Here is a 22,165-nt window from a genome sequence, read left to right as displayed (position 1 = left end):
GGAGGCCGTGTCCGCGCGGCCATGGGGGCGACACACCAATGAATTGGCTATGGCGGCGCGTCTTCGCCACCCGGCCCACGCCGGAGCGGCGTCCGCGCATCACTTTGCGCAGCTTGCCGGACGTGCAGGCCGTACCGACTGCCGGCGCCATCGAACTGCCGCTGGCACAGCTGGCCGAACGCTATCAGCGCTTCATGCTCGGCCTGCCTGATGCGGCAAGCGGCGTACTGGATCATCCGGGTGAGCCAGCCTTGTTGCGGCGGCTGCAAATTGTCAGCGAACGTTTCGACGTACGCAGCTTGCCGCGCCTTCCCGCTGTGTTGCCGCAGTTGCTGCACGCGCTGAAGAACGACAACGTGGCCGGCGCCGAACTGGCCAAATTGGTCGGGCGCGATCCGATGCTCGTGGGCGAAGTCATGCGGGTCAGCCGCAGCATCTACTACCGCACCTTGCACTCGATCCAGAGCCTGCAGCATGCCGTGGTGCTGCTCGGCCAGGATGGACTGCGCCGCGTTGCCACCCAACACATGATGAAACCGATCCTGCAGGCCAGCGCAGGTGCGCGTGGTGCAGTCGCAGGCCAGCGACTGTGGGATCACGCCGAGCGCTGCGCGCATGCCAGTGCCTTCCTCGGCAAGTACGCCGGCTGCGATGCCTTCGAGGCCTATCTCGCGGGCATCGTGTGCAACACCGGCACCGGTGCGGTGATCCATCTGCTCGACATGGAAGAAGTGGCGGCGCCGGAAATGCTCAGCGCGGGTTTTCTCGACGGCTGCGCCCAGGTCGCCGCGCAACTCACTCTGCGCGCTGCCAGGCATTGGGAACTGCCGCCGAACGTGATCCAGGCGCTGACGGAATTCGCCCAGTCCGAGATGCCGGCCACGCCGTCACCGCTAGGCAAAACCCTGCGCGCCGCGCATGTGCTGGCGATGGCGCAATTGCTCAGCGATCACCGCGTGATCGACAGCTGCCCCGACCTCAGCCAGGCGTGGCCGGAGCGCTTTGCGCCGATGCAACTAGCCCGCTGCCAACAGGATCTGCAACACCAGTTCGAGCACGCCCGCACTACCGTGTAGGAGCACACAGGGTGCGCTCCTACATTACGTGTTACGAGTCGCCGGCTTCCGGATGCCGCGCCAGCCAGGCTGCCAGCTCGACTTTGTAGCGCTCCAGCGCTTCCTCGTAGAGATCGAAGATGCAGGGCACGCAGCCCTCGCCGCAGCAGTCGCCGGCGTCCGGTTCAACCGGTCGTACCGGCCGCGGATCGCTGGAAGGCGCCGATGCGCCTTCCAGCGGCTTGTCGTCGTGCCCTTCGATCAAAACTCAACCCGGCTTGCGGAAGCGATACACGAACTGGTCGGTATGGCCGCGGATCGACTTGTCGAACACTTTGATGTTGTGCTGATCGGCCGGATTGCGCAGCACGCTGCTCTCGCCGTCGAACACAAAGCCCGCTGCCTCAACTTCCTTCTTCACGATGGCGGGATCGATGCGATGCAAAGTATCCGTATCGCGTAGGCCGGAACCCGTTTCGGCGACGTGATCCACGACCACATACAGGCCACCCGGCTTCAGCGTCGCGAACACCTGCTTGTTGAGCACGGCCGGATCCACCTTGCCCATGAACTTGTCCGGGTAGTCATGGTAGTTCTGCGAAGTGAACACCACGTCCACCGGCTGCGGCACGCTCAACTGGTTCGCCGGCTGAGTCAGTACGCTCACGTTGGCGTAATGCGGCTGTGCCACCAGCGCCTTCGAGCCGGCCACGTCGGACTCCGACTCCTTGGCGTACTCATTCGGCCACACCACGTAGACGTGACCGGCCTGCCCCACGATGGCGCTGAACACACGCGTGAAATAACCGCTGCCCGGAATCAGCTCTAGCACTTTCTGGCCGGGCTTCACTTCGGCGAAGGTCATCAGATCGGCAATCTTGCGCCGCGCATCGTTGGCAACATCGTCCTTGCGCGCGGGATCGCTGACCGCGGCGGTGACGTAGGACGAAGGCGCACTCGGCGCGGCAGACTGGGCCAGCACGGCTACGGGAAACGCAAGGGCGATCAACGCAGCAAGAACGGTCGTACGCATGACGGACTCCGTTGGGGGTGATGGGAGCGGCATTGTGCGCCCAAACCCATCAACGCGTGGCATGACTTTTGGCATCCCAATTATCTGGCCAACTCCCAGCGTTGCAGCACCTCATAGTCCTTTTGCCCCACCACGCTATGAATCAGCGCCAGCCGCTCCACCCGCCAGGGCACCGGCTCGATCGGCGTCGGCTCCAGCATGCCGCCGCGGCTGTAGCCGAGCGTGACATGTGGCGTAAACGTGCGCTCCATCTGCGCGCCCTGGCCGGCGCGGATCAGCTTTTCGCGCAGATTCTGCCATAGCTGTTGCAGCGCGTCGGGAACGATGGAGCCGCGCAAGATGAGCGGCGGTTCACGGCCGCGAAATGTCGAGGCAAGATCCAGGGACCAGTCGAACGACGACGCGACCAGCGCATCCCCGGCGGCCTTGGCCCCCTGGATCACATCCTGGCGCAGCATCGGATGGTCACCGAGAAAATGCACCGTGGCGTGATAGCGCTCCGGTGCGATCCAGCGCGTGCGCAGCGCCGCGTGACCTGCCTTCAAGGCATCCGCCGTGCGCGACAGGCTGTTGCGGGTTACTTCGTCAGGCATCAGAGCGAAGAACAGGCGATGGACTTCGGCCGGCGCCGACTGCGCGCCGCCGAGGAGGTCGAGTTGCTGAGCGTCAAAGGTGGGTCTTGAGGGCATGATCGAGTGAATAGCTTGTGGCGGTCTGCCCTGCAAAGACTACCTTCCTGACCACAACACCGTCATGCCGAATGAACCTTTGAGAAGGTATCCAGCATTAACAAGTAGGTCACACACCCGTTACAACCACAGGAAAATGATATTCCCGTAACCCCCGCCCGCCGGCCGCACCGAACGGCGCGGTCACACGCGAGGCGCGCCACGCCGGAAACGGTGGGAGTCCGCCATGAAAACCCGTTGCATCTTCAGCACCAACGATCTCGACGGCGCACGCGCCGCCATGCAGGCGGCACGCGATGCAGGCGTTGACGACTACGACATCTCGCTGGTCGCGCGCGACGACATCGAACTCGAACGCATCCCCGACCACCTCCTCACCGGCCGCACCGACTTCGCCCCCTCCGCCCTCCGCGGTGTCGCCTGCGGTGGCGGCAGTGGCCTGCTGCTCGGTCTCGTCGCCGCCGCCATACCGCCGCTGGGCGTAACACTCGCCGGCGCCGGCGCCATCACCCTCGCCGGCGCCGCCGTCGGCTGCTGGACCGGCGCCCTCATCGGAACCGAAGTCCCCGACGTCATCCACCGCAAATTCAAAAGCGAACTCGACGCCGGCCACATCCTCGTCGTCATCGACGCCAACAGAGACAAACTCGAACGCGCCGAACCAGCCGTTGCCGGCACCGGAGCGACGATGCTGCCGTTTCATGCGCGGACGGTGTTGACGTGAGACGGCGTGGATTGCCGCTCGCGTGGACGAATCAAAACGCGTGAATTAGCCAGGTTGAACCGAGCACCCACACCCCTCCCCAACCCTCCCCTGCTTGCAGGGGAGGGAGCAAAAGCTCGGAGCGGTAAAGGCCAGACGATCCAGCCCCGAAGAAAACTATCCCGACGTCTGACACTGGAAAAAGCGCAGCTACAGAGCACACCGCCTGCTCTCAGGCCATTTCTCTTTGGGCCAGCAAAGAGAAAGTGACTCGGACCGCGGCAGCGGTTCGGAAGCCCGCGGCAGGCGAGCCAGAGCACGCAGACGCGACAACCGAAGCGCACCACTACTGGATCCCTGCCTACGCAGGGATGACGAAGTAGGAAGGGATATTGCAAGGGCCGAACCCTCACCCTCCCTCTCCCGGAGGGAGAGGGAGACAAGACGTCAGTCGGCCGCCGCCGACTCCACCACCACATACCGCCGATGCCGCAACGTCACCTGAGCCAACCCCAACGCCACCACCGAACACCCGGCAATCCCCGCCACCATCGGCAACGCCGTCCCATTGAGAAAGCGGCCGATCACACCGACCACACAAGCCCCGGTAACAAACTGCATCGTGCCCAACAGCGCCGACGCCGTACCGGCAATCTTGCCGTGATCCTCCAGCGCCAACACCGCCGAACTCGGAATCACCAAGCCGAGAAAACCGTAGCCAACAAACAACAAGGCCATCAGCACGCCAAGATTGTCCACGCCAGCCAGATTCAGCCCCAGCAACACCAACATCACGACCGCATAGCCCACCACCGCCGTACGCACCAGACGCGCCAGGCCAAAGCGCGCACCCAGCTTGCCGGTGAATTGCGCCGCGCCGATAAAGGCCACCGCATTGATGGAGAACGCGAAGCTGTAAAGCGTCGGCGTCAAACCGTAGTGGTTGATCAACACGAAGGACGAGTTGGCCAGATACGCGAAGAAGCTCGCCACGCCGAACGAACAGATCAGCACCAGTCCCAGGTAATGACGATCCTTGAGCAAAGTGATGTAGGCCTGCACCGCCGAGCGCAGATTGCTGTCCACGCGCTGCTCGCGCGGGCGCGTTTCCTTCAACGCCGTAAACGCCAGGATCAGGCCCAATACCGCCGCACCCGTCACCGTCCAGAAAATCCCGCGCCAGCTCGCCAGGCGAATCACCAGACTGCCAGTGAGCGGCGCAAGGATCGGCGACACGCTGAACACCAGCATCAGCAGCGACATCAGGCGCGCGGCGTCATGACCGGTATGCATGTCGCGCACGATCGCACGCGGCACCACCATGCCGGCACACGCGCCCAGACCCTGGATGAAACGGAACACGATCAGGGTGTGGATGTCCGGCGCCATCGCGCAGCCCACGCTGCCCAGCGCGAAGATCACCAGGCCGAAATAGATTGGCGGCTTGCGCCCCACCATGTCGGACAGCGGGCCGTAGATCAGCTGGCCGATGCCAAGCGAGATAAAGAACACCATCAGGCTCATCTGCACCGTGTCCACGTCGGTGTGCAGGCTTTCTTTGATGGTGGGCAGTGCGGGCAGATACATGTCGATCGCGAACGGCCCGATCGCCGACAGCAGACCAAGAATCAACGCCGCCCCTAGAAGCCGGGATGTCATGAGTGAATGTCCTTAAATCGCGGAATACGAAACGCGGGCCTTGCGCCCGGCTCGGCCGAAGCATCCGTCGGATGCCGGGGGCATCGGGGCTTCAGCGGGAGAGGTTAATTATTAAACTAATGAGTATGACAATTCAAGCCTGCTGACGAGGTGCATCGATAGGCACCTCCGGCGCAGGCATCCGACGATCGAAGTCGACACGCAGATGTCCGCTACCGATACCGACGCGCAGGCCATGGTACCTGACCAGATAACGCACCCCGACCAGCATGGCGGCAAAACCGGATGCCGCACCGACACCCAGCGCCCAGCGCGGCCCGAATGTATCGGCCACCCAGCCCACCAGCGGCGCCCCGATCGGCGTGCCGCCCAGTGCGACGGCGAGCAGGATGGCGACCACCCGGCCGCGCATCGCAGGCGCGGTGGATAACTGCACCAGGCTGTTCGTGCTGGTGGTGAAGGTTTGTGCACAGGCGCCGACAAGAATGAGCGCGATGCCAAAGGGTAAAAAGCTCGGCATCACTGCAGCCAATGCCACACCAACGCCAAAGGCCCCTGCCCCGGCCAGCAACACCGCGATGCTGGGCCGCGCGCGCCCGGCGGCGAGCAGCGCACCAGCTACCGATCCCAGCGCCATGATCGAGCTCAGCAGGCCGTATTGATCCGCTCCTGCATGAAACACGCTGACCGACATAGTGGAAATGAAGATCGGGAAGTTGAGCCCGAAGGTGCCAATCAGGAACAGCATGAAAAGCAGCGCTTTCAGATCCGGCCGTTGCCACACATAACGGAAACCTTCGAGCAGGCTTCCGCGCGCTTGCAATCCCCGCAGTCCAGCGTGCAGGGCGTCACGACGCAGCAGGCATAGCGACGCGATCACCGCCGCGAACGACACCGCATTGATCAGGAATACCCAGCCGGTGCCTATCGCGGCGATCAGCACACCAGCGATGGCCGGGCCGATCATCCGCCCGGCATTGAACGAGGTGGAATTCAGCGCGACCGCATTCGACAGGTCAGCTTCGTCCACCAGCTCCGCCACGAACGTCTGTCGCGCGGGCGCATCAAACGCGGCCACGCAGCCGAGCAGCAGCGCAAACACGTACACATGCCACAGCTGCACCACGCCGGCGATGGTGAGCGCGCCCAGGCCCAGAGCCAGCACACCCATGGTCGCCTGCGTGGCGAACAGCAACTTGCGCCGGTCGAAATGATCGGCCGCGAAACCGGTCAGCGGCAGCAACAGCACCTGCGGGCCGAACTGCAGCGCCATCACCACGCCCACCGCGGTCGCGTTATGGCGCGTGAGCTGGGTCAGCACCAGCCAGTCCTGCGCGGTGCGCTGCATCCACGTACCCACATTGGACACGATCGCCCCGCTCGCCCATACGCGGTAGTTGTAATTGCGCAGCGAGCGGAACATGCCGCTCATCGCATTGCCTGCCCATCTCCGCGCTTCATCATTACCGTATTCACGCGCGGGTGCCGTCGAGGCAATCGAGAATTTCCTTCGTCGTGCCAGTTTCACCCAGCCGCGGGAAGATGCGCGTTACGCTGTTGAGATGGGCATCCACATGTCTGTCGGTGATGGCATCGAGAGCGAGCGTGACATGGAAGCCATGCTCATGCGCCTGTCGCGCAGTCGACTCGACACCGATGCTGGTGGAAATGCCGGCAATCACCACTTGCGTGATGCCTTGTGCCTTCAGATAGGCGTCGAGGTCGGTGTGGCTGAAAGCACCCCAGGTGCGCTTGGTCACCGTGTGGTCCTGCGGCTGCCGATTCAATTCGGGCACAAGCTCGGCCCAATCGGCGGGCAGTTCACCACTCATGCCACGCTGTTCCACACGACCCGGCGCCCCGCCGGTGACATTGACTAATACCACCGGCAAACCATGCTGGCGAAAACTGGCGGCCAGTTCGCTGGCGTGTTTTACCACGTCGCTGGCCGGATGCATGGTGGGAACAGCGACGATGCCTTTCTGCAGATCGATGACGATCAGGGCAGTTTTCGGGTCTAGCGTAGTGATAGCCACGATGTGGGTTCTCTGTAGAAATGGATGAGTGACATCCGGCTGCGCGGCACGATGCTCCGAACAGCAATGGATGCTTGATGGTTCGATAAATCCGGTTAGGCCTCGGCGATACGCTTGAGCAAAGGCGCAGCCTTCGCCAGCACATCCTGTTCCTCCGGCGTCAGTTGCGCGCGGATGGTGCGCAGCAGCCAGTCCTCGCGCGCCGCACGGCTGACCTTGACCAGATCGCGGCAACGCTGCGTGAGCGACCACAGGGTCTGTCGTCCGTCGGTAGGATGCGACGCGCCGCTCACCATACCGGCCGCCTCCAGCGCGCCGATCGTGGCGCCCATCGATTGCGGTCGCACGCCTTCGACCTGTGCGAGCGCGGTCACCGTCGCAGGTCCGTCGCGCTCCAGATGGCCGAGCACGGCGACCTGCGACCAGGTCAGGTCGCCCAGGCTCACCTCATCGCGCAGCCGCCGTCTCAGCTTGCCGATCGCTATACGCAAGTCCGCCGCTGCGACAGACAAGCGCGCTGTCCCGATTCCCGCTGGTTGTCTGCTCGCCATGAGCCTCGCCAAATATGAAGTCTAACTACAAAGTTTACCTTCATATATGGCAGAGTCAAGGCAAATCATCCATGATGGTTCAGCCATGCGCAGGTGCGTGACTGACCAGCGCCGCGCGGATCTCGCGCAACTTGGCCTTCAGCTTCGCGGCGTTTTCCGGCCCCATGCGCAGCAGCAGCTTCTGCCCGGCCGACAGCGATTGCAGCGAAGGATCGGCATAGCGGTAGTAGACGTCGGGGCGCACCAGCTCGATCGGTCCGCTCACCTGCGGCGCCATCAACATGTTGTCGATGGCCGCGACCAGTCGGTCATTGAAGTACCCACGCGGATAACCGAGGTCGCGATACGCCTGCTGAAACAGCGGGTAATAGCGCACGTACCAGGCCACCGCCTTGCTCGCATCCACCTGCTCGACCACATGCATATACGGCGCGTAGCGCTCCGCATTGCGCTGCGCCAACGTGAAGCGCCCGTCTTCCTGATTCACTGCGAACGCACCCTGCGGCGTATGCAACGGCAGGATGCGTGTCGCCACACCCTGGCGCGGCAGGGCATCCACCGTTGCCACGATGCGCGGGATGATCTGCTCGCGCAGCAGCAACCCGGCCAGTCCATCGCCGCCTAGTTGAGCGAGTGCGTTCGCGACGGTGTCATCACTGCCTTCCAGCGCGGGCAGCGGCGCCGTAGATGGCGATGCGGGCGCGGCTTCGTCTATCGGATGCCGGACTACCGGCGCTGACGAAGCTGCGGCGGGAGCAGCCGCTGTCGTACTCGCTGCAGGCGCCGCTGCCTGATCCGTACCTTGCAGGCCTTTGCGCCAGATAAACACACCCGCCGCGATCGCCGCCGCTAGCACGATCACCGCCACTACCCACATGCCAAACGAAGATTGCCGATTTTTCACTGCACTGCCCTCATCAACTTGCCTATCCGGGTTCTGACTGGCCAATGTCCCGATGGTTCAAGCCGTCGTGGCAAATCCCGCAAATCCGGGAGTAAGCTGAAGCCGCCGCTGCATCCCCCTATGGCCGCGGCATTCCCCGTTGTCCACATCGTTGCGTTCGCCCAGGAGGAAGAACCATGGCTTTCTCTGCACGTGTCGAAAGCAGTGCCATCTCGAATATCAATGTCACCCCGCTGGTGGATGTACTGCTGGTGCTGTTGATCATCTTCATGATCACGGCGCCGGTAATCACGCATAAGACCCGGATCGACCTGCCTCAGGGCAGCCACAAGACCATCGTGGATCAGGCCGACACCGTTCGCCTCACCATCCACGCAGATGGCGCGCTGTACTGGAACGACATCCCGGTGGACGAGCCGCAGCTGAAAACCCAGCTGGCTATCGCGGCGCAACAAAACTTGCAGCCGCGCCTGAGCATCGATGCCGCCGACGGCGCCGCCTATCAGGCGGTGGCCCACGTGCTGAGCGAAGCCAAGGCGCAGGGCCTGTCGCGTATCGATTTCGCCGCAAGCCATTGAGCTCCAAGGGCGATGCCGTGACGGCATCGCCCTTCCACCCGCCCTTCACACCCTCAGGGCAATGGCCCTGACAAGCTCGGACCTTGCCGCTTCGTACCTTGTCGAAACCGGCCAACCCCATTCGTCGCATCGACAAGAGCGCCGTTCGCCCTGCCATCGCATCGGCCCGACGCTCTGTCCCTAGATTCCTGACACAGCGAGGAAACACCGATGAGCACCCGATTCCAGCGCATTACCCCCTTCCTGTGGTTCAACGGCCAGGCCGAGGAAGCCGCGAAGTTCTACGTCTCTGTATTTGAGAACTCCAAGATCACCGCTACCACGCGTTACAGCAAAGAGGCCGCCCAGGCTTCAGGCCAGCCTGAAGGCACAGCTATGACGGTGGGCTTCCAGCTCGACGGACAGGACTTCACCGCACTCAACGGCGGCCCGCACTTCAAGTTCAACGAGGCCGTGTCGCTGGTCGTGCACTGCCGTTCGCAGGACGAAGTGGATCATTTCTGGAAGCTGCTCTCCGCCGGTGGCGACGAAAAGGCGCAGCAATGCGGCTGGCTGAAAGACCGCTACGGCCTGTCCTGGCAAATCGTGCCGGACCAGATGATCGAACTGCTGAGCCAGCCGGATCAGGCCAAGGCACAGAAGGCCATGGCGGCGCTGATGCAGATGAAGAAGATTGATTTGAATGTGTTGCAGAAGGCGGCGGCTTGAGAACCTGCCAACACTCACTAACCTAGTCCTCTCTCCTCGGGACCTAATTAGCGTCGAATCTCGGCTGTGCGCTGTTAGCTCCCTCCCCTGCTCGCAGGGGAGGGTTGGGGAGGGGTAGGTACTTGAGAAAGCGCTACTGGGGAGTTTGTCTCAAGGGTTCACCCCCTCCCAACATCCCCCTGCGAGCAGGGGGATGAGAACGCCGCGCATAGCTGAAACACGGCGCTAATCAGGCCCTCGGGAAAGGGGTTGGAGTGGAGGTTAGGGGCTTGTGATAGCGCCCATCGCTATCACTTCGCCGAACCCTCATCCGTTGCGACCGAAGGCAGAAAGATTGAATAACCGACGTTACGCAATCTTCCCCGCCACGTTCCCAAATGACGGCGGCCGATCCGCCGGCGCCGCACCGAACGCTTTATTCGGCGTGCTGCTCATTTGAAAACTGAGCGTGCCGCCCTTGGCCAGCTCTGCATGGCTGATCCAGCTCTTGCTCCACGGCTGGCCATTCCAACTCACCGACTGGATGTACGGCGCATCAGGCCCATTGCCATGCGTCTCCACCACCAGCCGCTTGTCGTCCATCCGAATCTCCGCACGATCGAGCAGCGGGCTGCCGAACACGTAGTGCGTACTCACCGGGTCCACCGCATACAGACCCAGTGCGCTCATCACATACCACGCGCTTATCTGTCCGCAGTCTTCGTTGCCGGCGAGGCCGTCGGGTTCGGCTTTGTACATGGTGGTGAGCAAGGAGCGCACGCGCGCCTGTGTCTTGTGGTGCGCACCGGTGTAGGCATACAGGTAGGCGACGTGATGGCTGGGTTCGTTGCCGTGCGCGTACTGGCCAACCATACCGGCGATATCCGGCGGCGCATCGGCCGGCAGTGCGGAGCTGGTGTGGAACAGCTCATCCAACTTGTGCTCGAACGCCGGCTCGCCACCAAACAGTTCCGCGTAGTGATACACGTCGTGCTGGTTGAGGAAGGTGGCCTGCCAAGCGTTGGATTCGGTGAAATCGCGCCACTGCTTGGAATGCCCCATGCCGCGCGGATCGAACGGTTCCAGCCACTTTCCATCACTGCCGCGCGGGCGAACGAAGGTCAACTTCTTGTCGAATACGTTGCGGTAGTTGCGCGAGCGCTCACGCAGTTTCTTCGCGTCCTCGGTAGCTCCGGCAGCATCTGCAAGATGCGAGAGCGCCCAGTCGTCGTAGGCGTATTCAAGTGTCTTGCTGACCGCCTCGCCTTCCTTGTCGCTGGGGATATAGCCCTGCTTCCGATAGAACGGCAGGCCGCGGTAGTCGTCTTCAAACGCACGCTTGCGGAACAGAGGCCAGGCCTGCTTGGCATCGATGCCGGGAAAGCCTTTGGCAACCGCTTCGCTGACCACCACCGCCGAGTGATAGCCGATCATGCAGCCGGTCTCCACCCCTTGCAGCGGCCATACCGGCGGGCCATCGGGGCTTTCCGCCGCCATGCGCAGCAGGCCGTTGACCAGATCGGGCACGCGTTCCGGCTGGTACAACGTGTACAGCGGATGCAGCGCGCGGTAGGTATCCCACAGCGAATAGGTGCTGTAGTTGTGCGCACCCTCGGAAAGCTGATGGACAGCCAGATCCATGCCGCGATAGCGGCCGTCCACGTCGCTGAACAAGGTCGGCGCCATCATGGTGTGATACAGCGACGAATAGAAAATCCGCCGCACATCATCCGACGGCGTTTCAATCTGGATACGGCTCAGCTCGTGCTCCCAGCTTTCCGCCGCGGCATGGCGCACGCCATCGAAGTCCCACTCCGCAATCTCGGCGTCGAGATTGCGCAGAGCACCCTCGACATCCACCGCGGAAATGCCCACCTTCACCAGCAAGGGCGCCTTGTGCGCATCCTTGAAATGCAGCACGGCCTTGAGGTCGTTGCCCTTGGCCTCGCCCGTCGCCAGCGGTGCGTCGCCGCTATAAAGCGTGGCTTGATCGAACGGCCGCGACAGCTTCATCGCGAAATAGAGGTAGCGTCCATTCGCCCACTGATGCACGCGACGGCCGCCCACCAGGGTGTCCTTCCCGACCAGCCGCAGGGTCGCGTCGCTGACCTTGGTCGGCTTGCCTGGCTCGTCACGATAGCCATGGGCGAAATCGATTAGCAGATGACCTTCGCCCTTGTTGTGGAAGGTGTAGCGATGTATGCCGGCGCGCTGGGTCGCGGTGAGCTCAGCGAGCACGCCGTAGTCCTTTAGCAGCACTCGGTAATAGCCCGGCACCGCATGTTCGTCCGCGCGGTCGTAGCGCGAACGGTAGCCACGTTCGATCGGGTTGCTCGCGGTCGGTGCGTCATTAGTCGGCGGCACGCCGTCGTAGCGCGAGCGGTAATTCACGCCTTTGTATTCGCGATCGCCGGGCTTCAGCTGCACCGGTCCGGTACCTGGCATCACCAGTACATCGAGCATGTCGCTCGCGCCGGTGCCGCTCAGATGGGTATGCGAGAAACCCATGATCGAACCGTCGCCCTCGTGATAGCCCGAGCACGCATCCCACTGCGCGTTATAGGTATCGGGACTGAGCTGCACCATGCCGAAGGGCATCGTGGCGCCCGGATAGGTATGGCCATGACCGCCGGTGCCGACGAACACATCTACGTAGCGCGACACACCCGTCACCGCATCCGCCGCGCCACCGGCGGGCGATGCGCCTGCGGCCCGCGCGGCCGGGATACCGGTGAAAGGATTGAGCCCGTTGCCCAGCAGGGCCGCGGCCACTGCGCCTTGCAGGAAACGCCTGCGTGTCACCATGGATTGCACTCCGGTAGCGAAACAAAAATAAACGTCGGCCAGAACCTCAGCCGTGCAGCAGCGCTGGCTTGCGCTCTGCCAGTCCGGCGATCAGCTCGCCGAACAAGGTATTGGCCCAGGCGAACCACACGCGGGTGAAATGCGCCGGATCGTCTTGATCGAAAGCCTCGTGCATGAAACCGGTGCCGGCATGCGTGGTCTTCAGCCAATGCAGGCACTGCCGGATCTCGGCATCGTCGCGGCTGGTGAAGGCGCGCATCATGATCGACATTGGCCAGATCATGCGCAGGCCCTCGTGTGGGCCGCCGATACCTTCAGCCGCCTTGCCGGCGAAGAAGTACGGATTGTGTGTACTCCATACCCGCGCCCGCGTGCGGCGATAGCGCGCGTCGTCCAGCGGACAGCAGCCCAGATACGCCAGGCTCAGCAGACCCGGTGCATTGGCATCGTCCATGAACAACTGATTGCCATAACCGTCGACCTCATAGGCCCAGACCTCATCGCCGTGTTCGTCGCGCATCACGCCGTGCGTCTCGGCGGCATGTTCCACCTCATCGGCCAGCGCCTTGCATTCCTCAGCGAAGGGTTTGTCGTCGAACAGTGCGAGCGTCATTGGCCCCAGTTCGCGTAGTGCGTACACGGCGAACAGGTTGCCAGGAATGAACAAGGGATACAGGCAGGCGTCGTCGGAGGGACGGAACATCGAATGGATCAGCCCCACCGGCTGCGTCGGATTGCCATAGCCGCCAAGGAACTGGCTTTCCGTCGGGATCTCCGACCGCCGCTGGAAGTGATACGGCCCCGGCCCGTGCTTGCGCTGCTGCTCGCGGAACGTCGCCACCACCAGACGCATCGCGGCGCGCCAGTCGTCGTCGAACGGCGTGCGATCGCCGGTGGCCTTCCAATAGGCCGCGGCCAGCCGCACCGGATAGCACAGCGAATCGATCTCCCATTTGCGCTCGGCCACACCGGGGCGCATGTCGGTCGCGTCGTGCTGGGCCCAGTCCAGATTGGTTTTCGCCGTCGGATCGGGCAGAAAGGCATTGGCGTAAGGATCGATGGCAATGCATACCGCCTGACGGCGGATCAGCCCGCGGAACAGGCGGCGCAGGTCTTCGTCCTGGGCCGCAAGCGGCACGTAGGGCCAGACCTGTGCGGAGGAATCCCGCAGCCACATCGCGTCGATATCGCCAGTGACCACGAAGGTATCCGGCTTGCCGCGCAGAGTGCCCAGCTCCACCGTGGTGTCGAGCGTGTTCGGAAAGCAGTTCTCGAACAGCCAGGCCAGTTCGGGATCAGCGATGCGCGCCTTGGTGCGCGCGATCAACTGCTCCACCGCCGCACTGGTGAACTTGCGCTTACCCACCGGCGGACGCTTGCTCACGAAGCGCGCGCCCGATGCGGCCCAGCCGGGTCGCGCACGACCAAGCGCCGCAGCGCCGAACGCGAAGGACATCAGCTTCAGCATGTCGCGGCGCGAGGTACTCATGGTTTTTTCTCCGTCACCGGTTGCGTCGCGCCCGCCAGCGAACGTACACGCAACGCGCCGCGCAGGGCATCGAGGTTTTCGCGGCTGTCCACGCGCAGTTCCCGCTTCTCGCCGGGCAGCAGATCGAAAGCGTTGTCTTCCACGGTGGCATCGAGCCCGCCGAAGTCCACCCACACTTCGCGCGCAAGGCGCCCGGCGCTGACTTCCAGCACCATGCCCTGCCCGTTGTCGCGCAGTTCCGCCTTCAGCTCGGGATCGGGCAGTTGCAGCGCAATCGGCGGCTGCACAAACAGCAGATGCCGCGACAACAACGTGCCCTTGCTGTCGAGCAGTTCGTAGACCGCGAAGGTCTTGCGCGGGTCAGCGCCATGCAGCAGTTCGGCGTCGGTGGGACTGGCAAGCTTGGTGCTGGCCAGCGGGGCTACCTTGATCGACTGCTTGCGCTCACGCAGCACCTTGCCTTCCATATTCATCACGCGACTGCGCAACGTGGCCTGGAACGGCTCGGTGCGGTCGGACAGCACGAACACGTCGCTATGCCCTTCGCGATGGATCGCCGCCACGCGCACCGGCGCATAGAAGCGGCGCGCATGGAACTGCAGCGCCTTCCAGCGTCCAAAGTAATCCACGCTCGACCACGAGGCGCCCGGCCACACATCGTTCAACTGCCAGTACAGCGAACCCATCGCCTGCGGCCGCGTGCTGCGCAGGTGCTCCGCCGCCAGCTCGATGCCTTCGGCCTGCATCACCTGGCTGAGGTAGACGAAGGAAGCGAAGTCCTTCGGCTCGCCGTAGTACTTGCGGATATACAACAGCAGGCGGTCGTTGCCGTCGCCATTGGCGAACTTCTGGTGCGCGCGCATCACCGGCGAATTCGGCGACATGTCTTCATCGGCGGCGAAGGCTTTGACCGTCGCCAGCACCGGAAACGACTGCAGGCCGTACTCGGACTGGAAGCGTGGCGTGCTCATGAGGTAGTCCTCGATCGGCTTCGACCCGGACCAGACGCTCCACGAGTGGTAGTCGCCGTCGGTGAGCTGGTTGGCCGGCCCCTCGTAATCGGTGCTGGGCGAGCTGGCCCAGTACGGCACATCGGGCGTGTACTGGTGCACCACGTTGCGCAGAGTTTCACCAAACAGGGTCTTCATGCCCTGCTCCACCTTTGCGCGCTCTTCGGCGGAAATCGACTGGCGGAACTTCTCGCGATCCGGCCAGGCCTCCCAGCCGGTCTGCACTTCGTTGTTGCCGCACCAGAGCACGATGCTGGGATGGTCGCGCAGCCGCGTGACCTGCTCCACCGCCTCGATGCGGGTGTTCTCGCGATAGGCCTCGTCATACGGCGGAATCGCACCGCCGAACATAAAGTCCTGCCAGATCATCAGGCCGAGCTTGTCGGCCTCCTCGTAAAAAGCGTCGCTCTGATAATGGCCGCCGCCCCACATGCGCAGCATGTTCATGTTGGCGTCGCGCGCCGAACGCAGGATCTGCGCCATACCGTCCTGCGTAACACGGGTCGGGAAGCTGTCGAACGGAATCAGGTTGGCGCCCTTGGCGAAGATCGGCACGCCGTTCACCACGAACGCGAAGCCGCGACCCCAGGCATCCTTGTCGCGACGCAGCTCCACGCTGCGCAGGCCCGTGCTGCGTTCCGCGCTGGCCAAGGTCTCGCCGTTACTACTGAGCGTAGCCTCGAAGCGATACATGTTCTGCGGGCCATAGCCCACTGGCCACCAGCGTTGCGGCTGCTCGATGCGGATCGGCAGGTTGAGCGTGTTGTCGCCCTTGCGCAGCTCGACCTCCTGCGTTGCATCGTGGCGGCTGCCGTCCGGTGCGATCCAGCTCACCGCCAGCTCAGCCTTGCCGGCCTGATCGGCCTGCACCGTCGTCTCCGCACGCAGCTCCGCCGTTTCAGCGTCAACGTGCTGTTGCGCGATATGGAAATCGGCGAGGCGTGCGCGATCCCAGCTCTCCAGCTTTACCGGCTGCCAGATGCCAAGGGTGACGTAGCGCGGGCCCCAGTCCCAGCCGTACTGGTAGTTAGCCTTGCGAAGGTAATTGGCGGTCTGCTTGCCCTTGGGCTCGTCGCCGAAGGCCGAATCAAATTCACCCGGCAGTGCATAAGGCTGCTTGAGCAGCCACGGCAGCAGGCGCGCGATGGGCGAATGCAGGCGCACTTCCAGCCGGTTGTCGCCCGCACGCAGCACGCCCTTCACCGGCACCCGCCAGCGCCGGAACATATTGTCCGCGGCAAGCAGTTTGCGGCCGTTGAGCGACATGTCGGCGAAGGTATCCAGACCGTCGAACACCAGCTCCACATGCTCATGCTTGAGCGTGGCCGCATCCACCTTGAAGCTCAGGCGATAGTCCCAGTCCGCCAGGCCAATCCATTGCAGCCGCGCCTCGTTGTCGCGATAGAACGGATCGCCGATCACCCCGGCTGCGAGCAAGTCGGTCTGCACACTGCCGGGCACCGTAGCCGCTTGCCATTCGGCGGCCTCCGGGTGGCCCTTGGCCGCAGCCGATCCCGTTGCCAGATGGAACTGCCAGCCGCTTTGCAGCACCTGGGTGGCGAGCGGCGCGGCCGTTGCGTGGCCACCGGCCAACAGAAGAGTGACCGCCAGCAGGTATTGCAGGCGCGTGATCGGATGGCTTCGCTGCATGAACATGTTCCTTGTCGTCACGATCGATACTCAGCGGGCGCGGCCGTCGAACACCTGGAATTCGCGGATGCGCGCCGTGCCCACACTGGACAGAATATGCAAGCGCACTTTCTGTGCTGTGACCGGGGCAAAGGTATCGACCTTCATATGCCCGATCGCCTCGGCATGCGCCACCGCTTTCCAGGCGTGTCCGTCCCAGATCTCCACCGCATAGTTGCGGACCTGCTGGCCGGCGTCGAGCCATTCCATGCTCAGCGTGCGGTCGAAGGTCACCGGGCGGCCAAGATCCATTTCGAGCACCGCGTGATGCGAACCTTCCGGCGCTGACCAGAACGTATCGCGGTCGCCATCAAGCGCGCGCTCCGCTTCGGGATCGGCTTTGACGTGCTTGCGTGCCAGATTGGCGGCGTCCCCATAGCGCGTTTGCACCGCCTTGCCGAATTCTTCCAACCGCTTCACGTCGGCGTCGGGCAGTAGGCCGTGGCGATCCGGCGCGATGCCCAGCATCAGCTGGCCGCCGCGCCCTATGCTGTTCTCCCAGATATCCATCAGCTCGGCGACGCTCTTCAGCGTCGCTTCGTCGTCCGGGTGCCAGAACCAGTGCAGCTTGTGCAGCGGCGTATCCACTTCCACCGGCCGCCAGCGCAAATAGCCGTGACGGTCGATCACATTCCAGTTCTCGCCACGGATGTGCCCGTCCTCGGTACCCACCCAGCGGATGTCGCCGTACTCGAACAGCGCCATATCGGCGAACACCATCGCGTTCGGCTGGTAGGTGCGCAGCTCTTCCAGATATTTGCTGAAGTCGTAGACATGACCGCCGCTGCCAGCGCCATCCAGCCACCACTCGGTCAGCGGACCATAGTGCTGCACCAGCTCGTCCATCTGCGCGAGGTAATAGGCGTCATAGGCCTTACTGTTCGCATAGCGTGGCTCGTGGCGATCCCACGGCGACAGATAGATGCCGAATTCCAGCCCTTCCGCACGCGCGGCATCGGAAGCCATGCGCACCAGATCGCCTTTGCCGTTCTGCCACGGGCTGCTTTTCACCGAATAGTTGCTTTGCTCAGTCGGGTACAGCGCGAAGCCGTCGTGATGCTTAGCGACCATCACCATGTACTTCGCACCCGCCGCACGGCTGGCGCGCGCCCATTGAGCGGCATCGACGCGATCAGGGTTGAACACTTTGGGGTCGGCCTTGCCATCGCCCCACTCGCGGTCGAGGAAGGTGTTGGTGCCGAAATGCACGATCACGCCGAATTCCAGATCCTGCCAGTGCGATTGCTGCGGCGAGGGTCGCAATTCGCCAGCCGTCTGTGCAAGCACACGACCACCTAGCACCAAAGTGAACACACACACAAACGTGAGTCGAGAAAGATGACGAAATAGCATTAATCCACCTTATTTACCGATGGGATGACCGCGCGCCTTTTACTTGGAACACGGCCATCCGCTACCACGCAGGTCACACACAAATTCAGGCTATGGGTAGACGACATCTACCGAGGGAGATACCACGGAGGCATCTCCGAAAGTCGTCACATGACAGCCCCCCGTTCCGGCAACTTGGTCAAAAGAAGCGTAGCCCCCACCCAGATTGATCATAACGGTCGCATTTGAGCAGCTGAATAAACCAGCCGAGTAGAAGACCCAGCCCTTTATCATCGCCGTGGCAGCGCCAGGCTGAGAAAGCGCATGCATTTTCCACGGAAAGTGACCTTGCGAAGACAAGGACTGCTCTATGCGATTGCACACCGGCGTGGTCCCAATAACTCTCATCGAGGTGATGTAAGCGGCCCCATTCGTTACGTTTCCTTGCATGGTTATGTTGCAGTTGTAGAAATTAGCTGCAGAGTCTGGATTCGGAAGCACAGTGATGGGCATGCCGTTGTCCGCAGGGGTGTCAACATCGCTTTGATCAGGAAAGAAGGTCTGCGGTGAACCAGGCCCCGATGATGCCCAGAAGCTCACCGTGCCAGCGATCTGGAAATTGCCATCAAGGCTTCCACCTACCGTGAAGTGCGCCGCCGAAGCGGGTGTGATGTTTAGAACTCCAGCAGCCACCAGGATCGAAACCATAAAAGCTTTTGCCATTTTCATGCTTTTCTCCTAGATAACCATCATGTGTTGAGATCACCACAACCAAATCACCAACGCTCTACACCTGCCTCCTTTCCAGGCCTTCATCCAATAGAAGAGCCAACAAAAACCTTTGAAGAACTCGGCAGCCTGTGAACTGCGCACTCGCTTCGTGATCTATACCTAGATGCCGTCTCCCGCTCACAGCGAGAGACGGCATCTAGGCTACTTCGGTCAATCAAGCTTGTACTCAAGCTGCAACGAAAGCTCACGTCCGTTGTAATTCGCCCCATTCAAGGTCGGAATGAACTCGAAGCCACCCGCGTAGTACGGGATATAGCCCACCTTGTCGAAGATGTTGGATACGGTGAAGCCAAGCTTGATGCGCTCGTTGAAGCGATACCCGATGGTGGTGCTATAGGTGATCCACGACGGGGTATGGCCCTGGTAGACCACGCAATCCGCGTCGCCTAGGCCCGGCGTGATGCCGTTGGCCAGCACTTCGCAACCACCATAGTGCGGTGCGCGCACACCGCCCTGGCGATCGCCATAAAGCGTCACGTCCCACGGGCCGTTCCGCCAATTCACCGTAGCGCGCGTCCTGGTCGCGACGCGGTCGTAGCGGGTGTTCAGCAGCGGATCGTTGGCGTACTTGCGCAGCTTGTACGAGAGGTTGTCCGTCCAGTCGAGTGCAAAGTTGAAGTTGCCCCAGTCCTGCGTCTTCAGCCGGTAAGTGATATTGGCATCCACACCGCTGACGTAGAGCTTGTTCTGGTTGATCGGACCGGTGTAGACGGCGGTGACGTTGCCGTTGGCATCGCGAATAACGTTCGCCTCCACCTGTTTGCAGTACTCCGAACCCTGCGTATGCGTGGTGTACGGCGCGCCGCCCACCTGCAAGCCGGTACGGCAACCCGCTTCGTCTTTCAGCACGGTGTCTTTGTCGACATTGTCGATCGCATTGTCGATGCCCATGTGCCAGTAGTCGGCGGATATGGCCAAGCCTTCCACCCAGTTCACATCCCATACGAAGCCGTAGCTCCAGGAATGGCCCGTTTCAGGCAACAAGTTTCTACCGCCTGCCGCATGCAACGTGTAATAGGACGGATGCTGGACAGCTTCGCAAGTGGACTGATGGTTGGCGATACATTGGTAGTAGTCGGAGTAGATGCCGACCGTGGACTGCGAATCCTGCTTGTAGATGTACTGCATGTCCGGCGCGTGGAAGTTGGTGCCGTAGGTGCCGCGCAACAACACACCGTCCAGCGGTCGCCACTCGACGGCCGCACCCCAGGTCTTCGCCAAATCCGTGCTGCTTGCATCGCGGTACTTGTCGATGCGGCCGGAAAGTGTCGCGGTCAACGTCGAGGCCAGCGGGATGCGGAACTCCGTACCCACCGAGAAGCGCGTGCGAGTACCACCACCGGCGTTGTAGTCCTGGAACGGATCACTGAAGTTGGCGTTATTACCACGCGCATCCGGGCTAAGCTTGTAACCCTCGTGATTCGCTTCCAGTACGCCAGCGAAGCCGACCGGGCCGGCCCAGGTATTGAACAGGTCGCCGGTGAGGTTCAGTGAGGCCTGATCCATCCACGATACCGCGGTGTTCTCGCCGCCCACGCCAAACGTGCGGTAGTCCGCCGGGGAGATCGGGTTCCAGAACCGATTCTGATTGACCGCATAGACGGGATAAACCGTGCCACCGACCGTGGTAGTGCCGAGCTGCTTGCCAAAGAAATAGTCGAACATGCCCTGCTCGTTCAGACCGGTATAGCTCTCATGAACGATGTACTTCGCATGGCCCAGGTTGGCATCCCAGTTGAAGCGTCCATCCAGGATCGTCCCACGCAGGCCGGCATGCAGATCCCAGTTCTGCTCGTTATCGTGCGTATTGCCGTAGGTCCCCATCTCACCCGGCGTCAGCTGTCTGAAATAGTTGCTGATGACCTGTCCTGAAGTCTGGTCATAGAACGAACCCAGCGGCCCCGGCGGACTGCCTGCGTATGGATACAGGAACGGCAGCTGCGTGTTGGACACACCCTTGGTGTCCCAGAAGCCGACCGAACCATAGGCCTGCAGGCCATTGCCGAAATCATAGTTACCAGCGATGTAGGCATCTTTGTCGTCGCGCCCCGGGGTCAGCACCCAGTTGCCAAACAGCGCGTTCTGCGCACAGTAGGAGCCGCCATCCGTGATGTTGGTGGGATCGACCGTGTGGCCGTTAGTCGCTACTGACTGCTGGTGGTACTGGCTGAAATTGTTCTTGAAACCTGCCTGCGAACAGGCACCCGCCGGCGGCGTGATGTATTTGCCGTTGGCGTCGTTCATCGACAGGCCGGTATAGCGCGGATAACCGAACATGCGCGCATTCTGGTCCCATGCACCGTAGCCAGCATCGGCATCGGAATCCGTGTAGGGACGGTCACTGCCCCACAGCGGCGTGCGATGACTGCGCTGCAAGTTGTATACGATGTTCCAGTTCTGGCCTGACTTGCCGCCGACAAAGTTGAAGTCGGCGAAGTCGCGCCCACCGCGCTTGGAGGTGCCGACCTGCACCTTGATGTCGTCGCCCTGATAGTTCTTCTTCAGGATGATGTTGATCACACCGGCGATGGCATCGGAACCGTAGATCGCCGAAGCGCCAGTCGCCAGAATCTCGACGCGATCGATCATGCCGGTCGGGATGTTGTTGTAGTTCTGGAAATTGGTCTTGCCGTTGGCCGGCATCGGGTAATCGGTCACGCGATGGCCGTCGATCAGCAGCAGACTGCGGTTCGAACCCATGTTGCGCAGGTTCAACTGACGCGCGTTGACAGAGGTGCTGCCCCAGCTCGGCGCCGTTTCGGCGATACCCGCCTGAGTGATGGAATTCATCAGCTCATAGACGGTGGTAAAGCCCTGTTTCTTGATCTCCTCACCGGTAATCATCGTCACCGGCGCAGGCCCTTCCACCTCCGCGCGCGCAATGCGCGAACCAGTCACCACGACTTTTTCCAGCGTGGCGGCTTTCTTGCTCGCCTCTGCAGGTGGTGTTTGCGCGGATGCATCCTGCGGCGCGGAAGCCGATTGCGCGTGCGCGACAAACGGCGTGAACAAAGCGACTGCCAAGGCATTGGCTAGCGCTCTTCGGCGAAATGCAACCTGTGACATGACTATCCTCCCCATGATGTTGGCCCTCCCCTGAGGGATGTAACGAACGGAACCGCGTCTGTTTAAAAACCACCACTCCTAAAAACA

The 22,165-nt window shown here is 62.3% G+C and carries 18 protein-coding genes; 4 read left to right on the top strand and 14 right to left on the bottom strand.

Translation table 11 applies throughout. From position 1 onward, the window contains the following. Positions 1-38 precede the first annotated feature (38 nt). Positions 39-1,076, top strand: a complete 1,038-nt coding sequence (locus BM338_RS19395; RefSeq protein WP_090453952.1) for an HDOD domain-containing protein — start codon at positions 39-41, stop codon at positions 1,074-1,076. A gap of 31 nt (positions 1,077-1,107) precedes the next feature. Here the strand turns inward: BM338_RS19395 and BM338_RS19390 are convergent, their stop codons facing one another. The 3 genes from BM338_RS19390 to thpR form a co-directional block, all read right to left on the bottom strand. Further along, positions 1,108-1,320: an oxidoreductase-like domain-containing protein gene (locus tag BM338_RS19390; protein WP_255367388.1), complete on the bottom strand. Its 213-nt coding sequence runs from the start codon at positions 1,318-1,320 to the stop codon at positions 1,108-1,110. Positions 1,321-1,323: 3 nt separating this feature from the next. After that, a complete protein-coding gene (locus BM338_RS19385) occupies positions 1,324-2,088 on the bottom strand; it encodes a class I SAM-dependent methyltransferase (RefSeq protein WP_090453950.1) in 765 nt (254 codons plus the stop codon). Between the two features lie 80 nt (positions 2,089-2,168). Beyond that, positions 2,169-2,777, bottom strand: coding sequence for an RNA 2',3'-cyclic phosphodiesterase (gene thpR / locus BM338_RS19380; protein ID WP_090453948.1), 609 nt, complete (start codon positions 2,775-2,777; stop codon positions 2,169-2,171). Between the two features lie 226 nt (positions 2,778-3,003). Here thpR and BM338_RS19375 point away from each other — a divergent pair, with 226 nt between their 5' ends. Next, a complete protein-coding gene (locus tag BM338_RS19375) occupies positions 3,004-3,501 on the top strand; it encodes a hypothetical protein (RefSeq protein ID WP_090453945.1) in 498 nt (165 codons plus the stop codon). A gap of 426 nt (positions 3,502-3,927) precedes the next feature. Here BM338_RS19375 and BM338_RS19370 read toward each other — a convergent pair whose 3' ends face one another. The 5 genes from BM338_RS19370 to BM338_RS19350 all read right to left on the bottom strand — a co-directional run bounded on the left by BM338_RS19370 (position 3,928) and on the right by BM338_RS19350 (position 8,630). Continuing rightward, positions 3,928-5,139: a multidrug effflux MFS transporter gene (locus tag BM338_RS19370; protein WP_090453943.1), complete on the bottom strand. Its 1,212-nt coding sequence runs from the start codon at positions 5,137-5,139 to the stop codon at positions 3,928-3,930. Between the two features lie 133 nt (positions 5,140-5,272). Next, on the bottom strand, positions 5,273-6,571 hold the full coding sequence (locus tag BM338_RS19365) for an MFS transporter (RefSeq protein WP_090453941.1): 1,299 nt from the start codon (positions 6,569-6,571) through the stop codon (positions 5,273-5,275). A 40-nt stretch (positions 6,572-6,611) separates the two neighbouring features. Continuing rightward, positions 6,612-7,175, bottom strand: coding sequence for an isochorismatase family protein (locus BM338_RS19360; RefSeq protein ID WP_090453939.1), 564 nt, complete (start codon positions 7,173-7,175; stop codon positions 6,612-6,614). A gap of 95 nt (positions 7,176-7,270) precedes the next feature. Continuing rightward, complete coding sequence (locus BM338_RS19355; RefSeq protein ID WP_255367387.1) at positions 7,271-7,687, bottom strand: MarR family winged helix-turn-helix transcriptional regulator; 417 nt, start codon at positions 7,685-7,687, stop codon at positions 7,271-7,273. A 118-nt stretch (positions 7,688-7,805) separates the two neighbouring features. Next, on the bottom strand, positions 7,806-8,630 hold the full coding sequence (locus BM338_RS19350; RefSeq protein ID WP_255367386.1) for a DUF3014 domain-containing protein: 825 nt from the start codon (positions 8,628-8,630) through the stop codon (positions 7,806-7,808). Between the two features lie 176 nt (positions 8,631-8,806). Between BM338_RS19350 and BM338_RS19345 the strand changes: the two genes are divergently transcribed. Both BM338_RS19345 and BM338_RS19340 read left to right on the top strand, forming a co-directional pair. Further along, positions 8,807-9,208 carry an ExbD/TolR family protein gene (locus BM338_RS19345; RefSeq protein ID WP_090453929.1) on the top strand — a complete coding sequence of 134 codons (402 nt, stop codon included), beginning with the start codon at positions 8,807-8,809 and terminating at the stop codon, positions 9,206-9,208. 210 nt (positions 9,209-9,418) lie between these two features. Beyond that, a complete protein-coding gene (locus tag BM338_RS19340) occupies positions 9,419-9,916 on the top strand; it encodes a VOC family protein (RefSeq protein WP_090453927.1) in 498 nt (165 codons plus the stop codon). 348 nt (positions 9,917-10,264) lie between these two features. Here BM338_RS19340 and BM338_RS19335 read toward each other — a convergent pair whose 3' ends face one another. The 6 genes from BM338_RS19335 to BM338_RS19310 all read right to left on the bottom strand — a co-directional run bounded on the left by BM338_RS19335 (position 10,265) and on the right by BM338_RS19310 (position 22,078). Next, positions 10,265-12,700, bottom strand: coding sequence for a GH92 family glycosyl hydrolase (locus BM338_RS19335; RefSeq protein ID WP_090453925.1), 2,436 nt, complete (start codon positions 12,698-12,700; stop codon positions 10,265-10,267). Positions 12,701-12,746: 46 nt separating this feature from the next. Next, entirely contained in the window at positions 12,747-14,189 is a 1,443-nt protein-coding gene (locus BM338_RS19330) for a glycoside hydrolase family 125 protein (RefSeq protein WP_090453923.1), read from the bottom strand. Next, positions 14,186-16,849, bottom strand: coding sequence for a beta-mannosidase (locus BM338_RS19325; protein ID WP_255367385.1), 2,664 nt, complete (start codon positions 16,847-16,849; stop codon positions 14,186-14,188). Before BM338_RS19325 ends, BM338_RS19330 begins: the two co-directional genes overlap by 4 nt. A 30-nt stretch (positions 16,850-16,879) precedes the next feature. After that, positions 16,880-18,241: an alpha-L-fucosidase gene (locus tag BM338_RS19320; RefSeq protein WP_090453919.1), complete on the bottom strand. Its 1,362-nt coding sequence runs from the start codon at positions 18,239-18,241 to the stop codon at positions 16,880-16,882. 90 nt (positions 18,242-18,331) lie between these two features. Next, positions 18,332-18,949 carry a hypothetical protein gene (locus tag BM338_RS19315; RefSeq protein WP_090453917.1) on the bottom strand — a complete coding sequence of 206 codons (618 nt, stop codon included), beginning with the start codon at positions 18,947-18,949 and terminating at the stop codon, positions 18,332-18,334. A 213-nt stretch (positions 18,950-19,162) separates the two neighbouring features. Beyond that, the gene (locus BM338_RS19310) at positions 19,163-22,078 is read right to left on the bottom strand and encodes a TonB-dependent receptor plug domain-containing protein (protein WP_090453915.1); all 2,916 of its coding nucleotides are present in this window, start codon (positions 22,076-22,078) and stop codon (positions 19,163-19,165) included. Positions 22,079-22,165 lie beyond the last annotated feature (87 nt).

Origin of the sequence: Dyella sp. OK004 (assembly GCF_900114495.1) — a bacterium.
GTDB lineage: Bacteria > Pseudomonadota > Gammaproteobacteria > Xanthomonadales > Rhodanobacteraceae > Dyella_D.
This window is presented reverse-complemented; position numbering and strand designations above follow the sequence as displayed.

What these genes read in the sequence shown, in the direction of transcription:
- BM338_RS19395 (WP_090453952.1), top strand. Translation starts at nt 39, where the DNA reads ATGAATTGGCTATGGCGGCGCGTCTTCGCCACCCGGCCCACGCCGGAG.
- BM338_RS19385 (WP_090453950.1), bottom strand. Translation starts at nt 2,088, where the DNA reads ATGCGTACGACCGTTCTTGCTGCGTTGATCGCCCTTGCGTTTCCCGTA.
- thpR (WP_090453948.1), bottom strand. Translation starts at nt 2,777, where the DNA reads ATGCCCTCAAGACCCACCTTTGACGCTCAGCAACTCGACCTCCTCGGC.
- BM338_RS19375 (WP_090453945.1), top strand. Translation starts at nt 3,004, where the DNA reads ATGAAAACCCGTTGCATCTTCAGCACCAACGATCTCGACGGCGCACGC.
- BM338_RS19370 (WP_090453943.1), bottom strand. Translation starts at nt 5,139, where the DNA reads ATGACATCCCGGCTTCTAGGGGCGGCGTTGATTCTTGGTCTGCTGTCG.
- BM338_RS19365 (WP_090453941.1), bottom strand. Translation starts at nt 6,571, where the DNA reads ATGAGCGGCATGTTCCGCTCGCTGCGCAATTACAACTACCGCGTATGG.
- BM338_RS19345 (WP_090453929.1), top strand. Translation starts at nt 8,807, where the DNA reads ATGGCTTTCTCTGCACGTGTCGAAAGCAGTGCCATCTCGAATATCAAT.
- BM338_RS19340 (WP_090453927.1), top strand. Translation starts at nt 9,419, where the DNA reads ATGAGCACCCGATTCCAGCGCATTACCCCCTTCCTGTGGTTCAACGGC.
- BM338_RS19335 (WP_090453925.1), bottom strand. Translation starts at nt 12,700, where the DNA reads ATGGTGACACGCAGGCGTTTCCTGCAAGGCGCAGTGGCCGCGGCCCTG.
- BM338_RS19330 (WP_090453923.1), bottom strand. Translation starts at nt 14,189, where the DNA reads ATGAGTACCTCGCGCCGCGACATGCTGAAGCTGATGTCCTTCGCGTTC.
- BM338_RS19325 (WP_255367385.1), bottom strand. Translation starts at nt 16,849, where the DNA reads ATGCAGCGAAGCCATCCGATCACGCGCCTGCAATACCTGCTGGCGGTC.
- BM338_RS19320 (WP_090453919.1), bottom strand. Translation starts at nt 18,241, where the DNA reads ATGCTATTTCGTCATCTTTCTCGACTCACGTTTGTGTGTGTGTTCACT.
- BM338_RS19315 (WP_090453917.1), bottom strand. Translation starts at nt 18,949, where the DNA reads ATGAAAATGGCAAAAGCTTTTATGGTTTCGATCCTGGTGGCTGCTGGA.
- BM338_RS19310 (WP_090453915.1), bottom strand. Translation starts at nt 22,078, where the DNA reads ATGTCACAGGTTGCATTTCGCCGAAGAGCGCTAGCCAATGCCTTGGCA.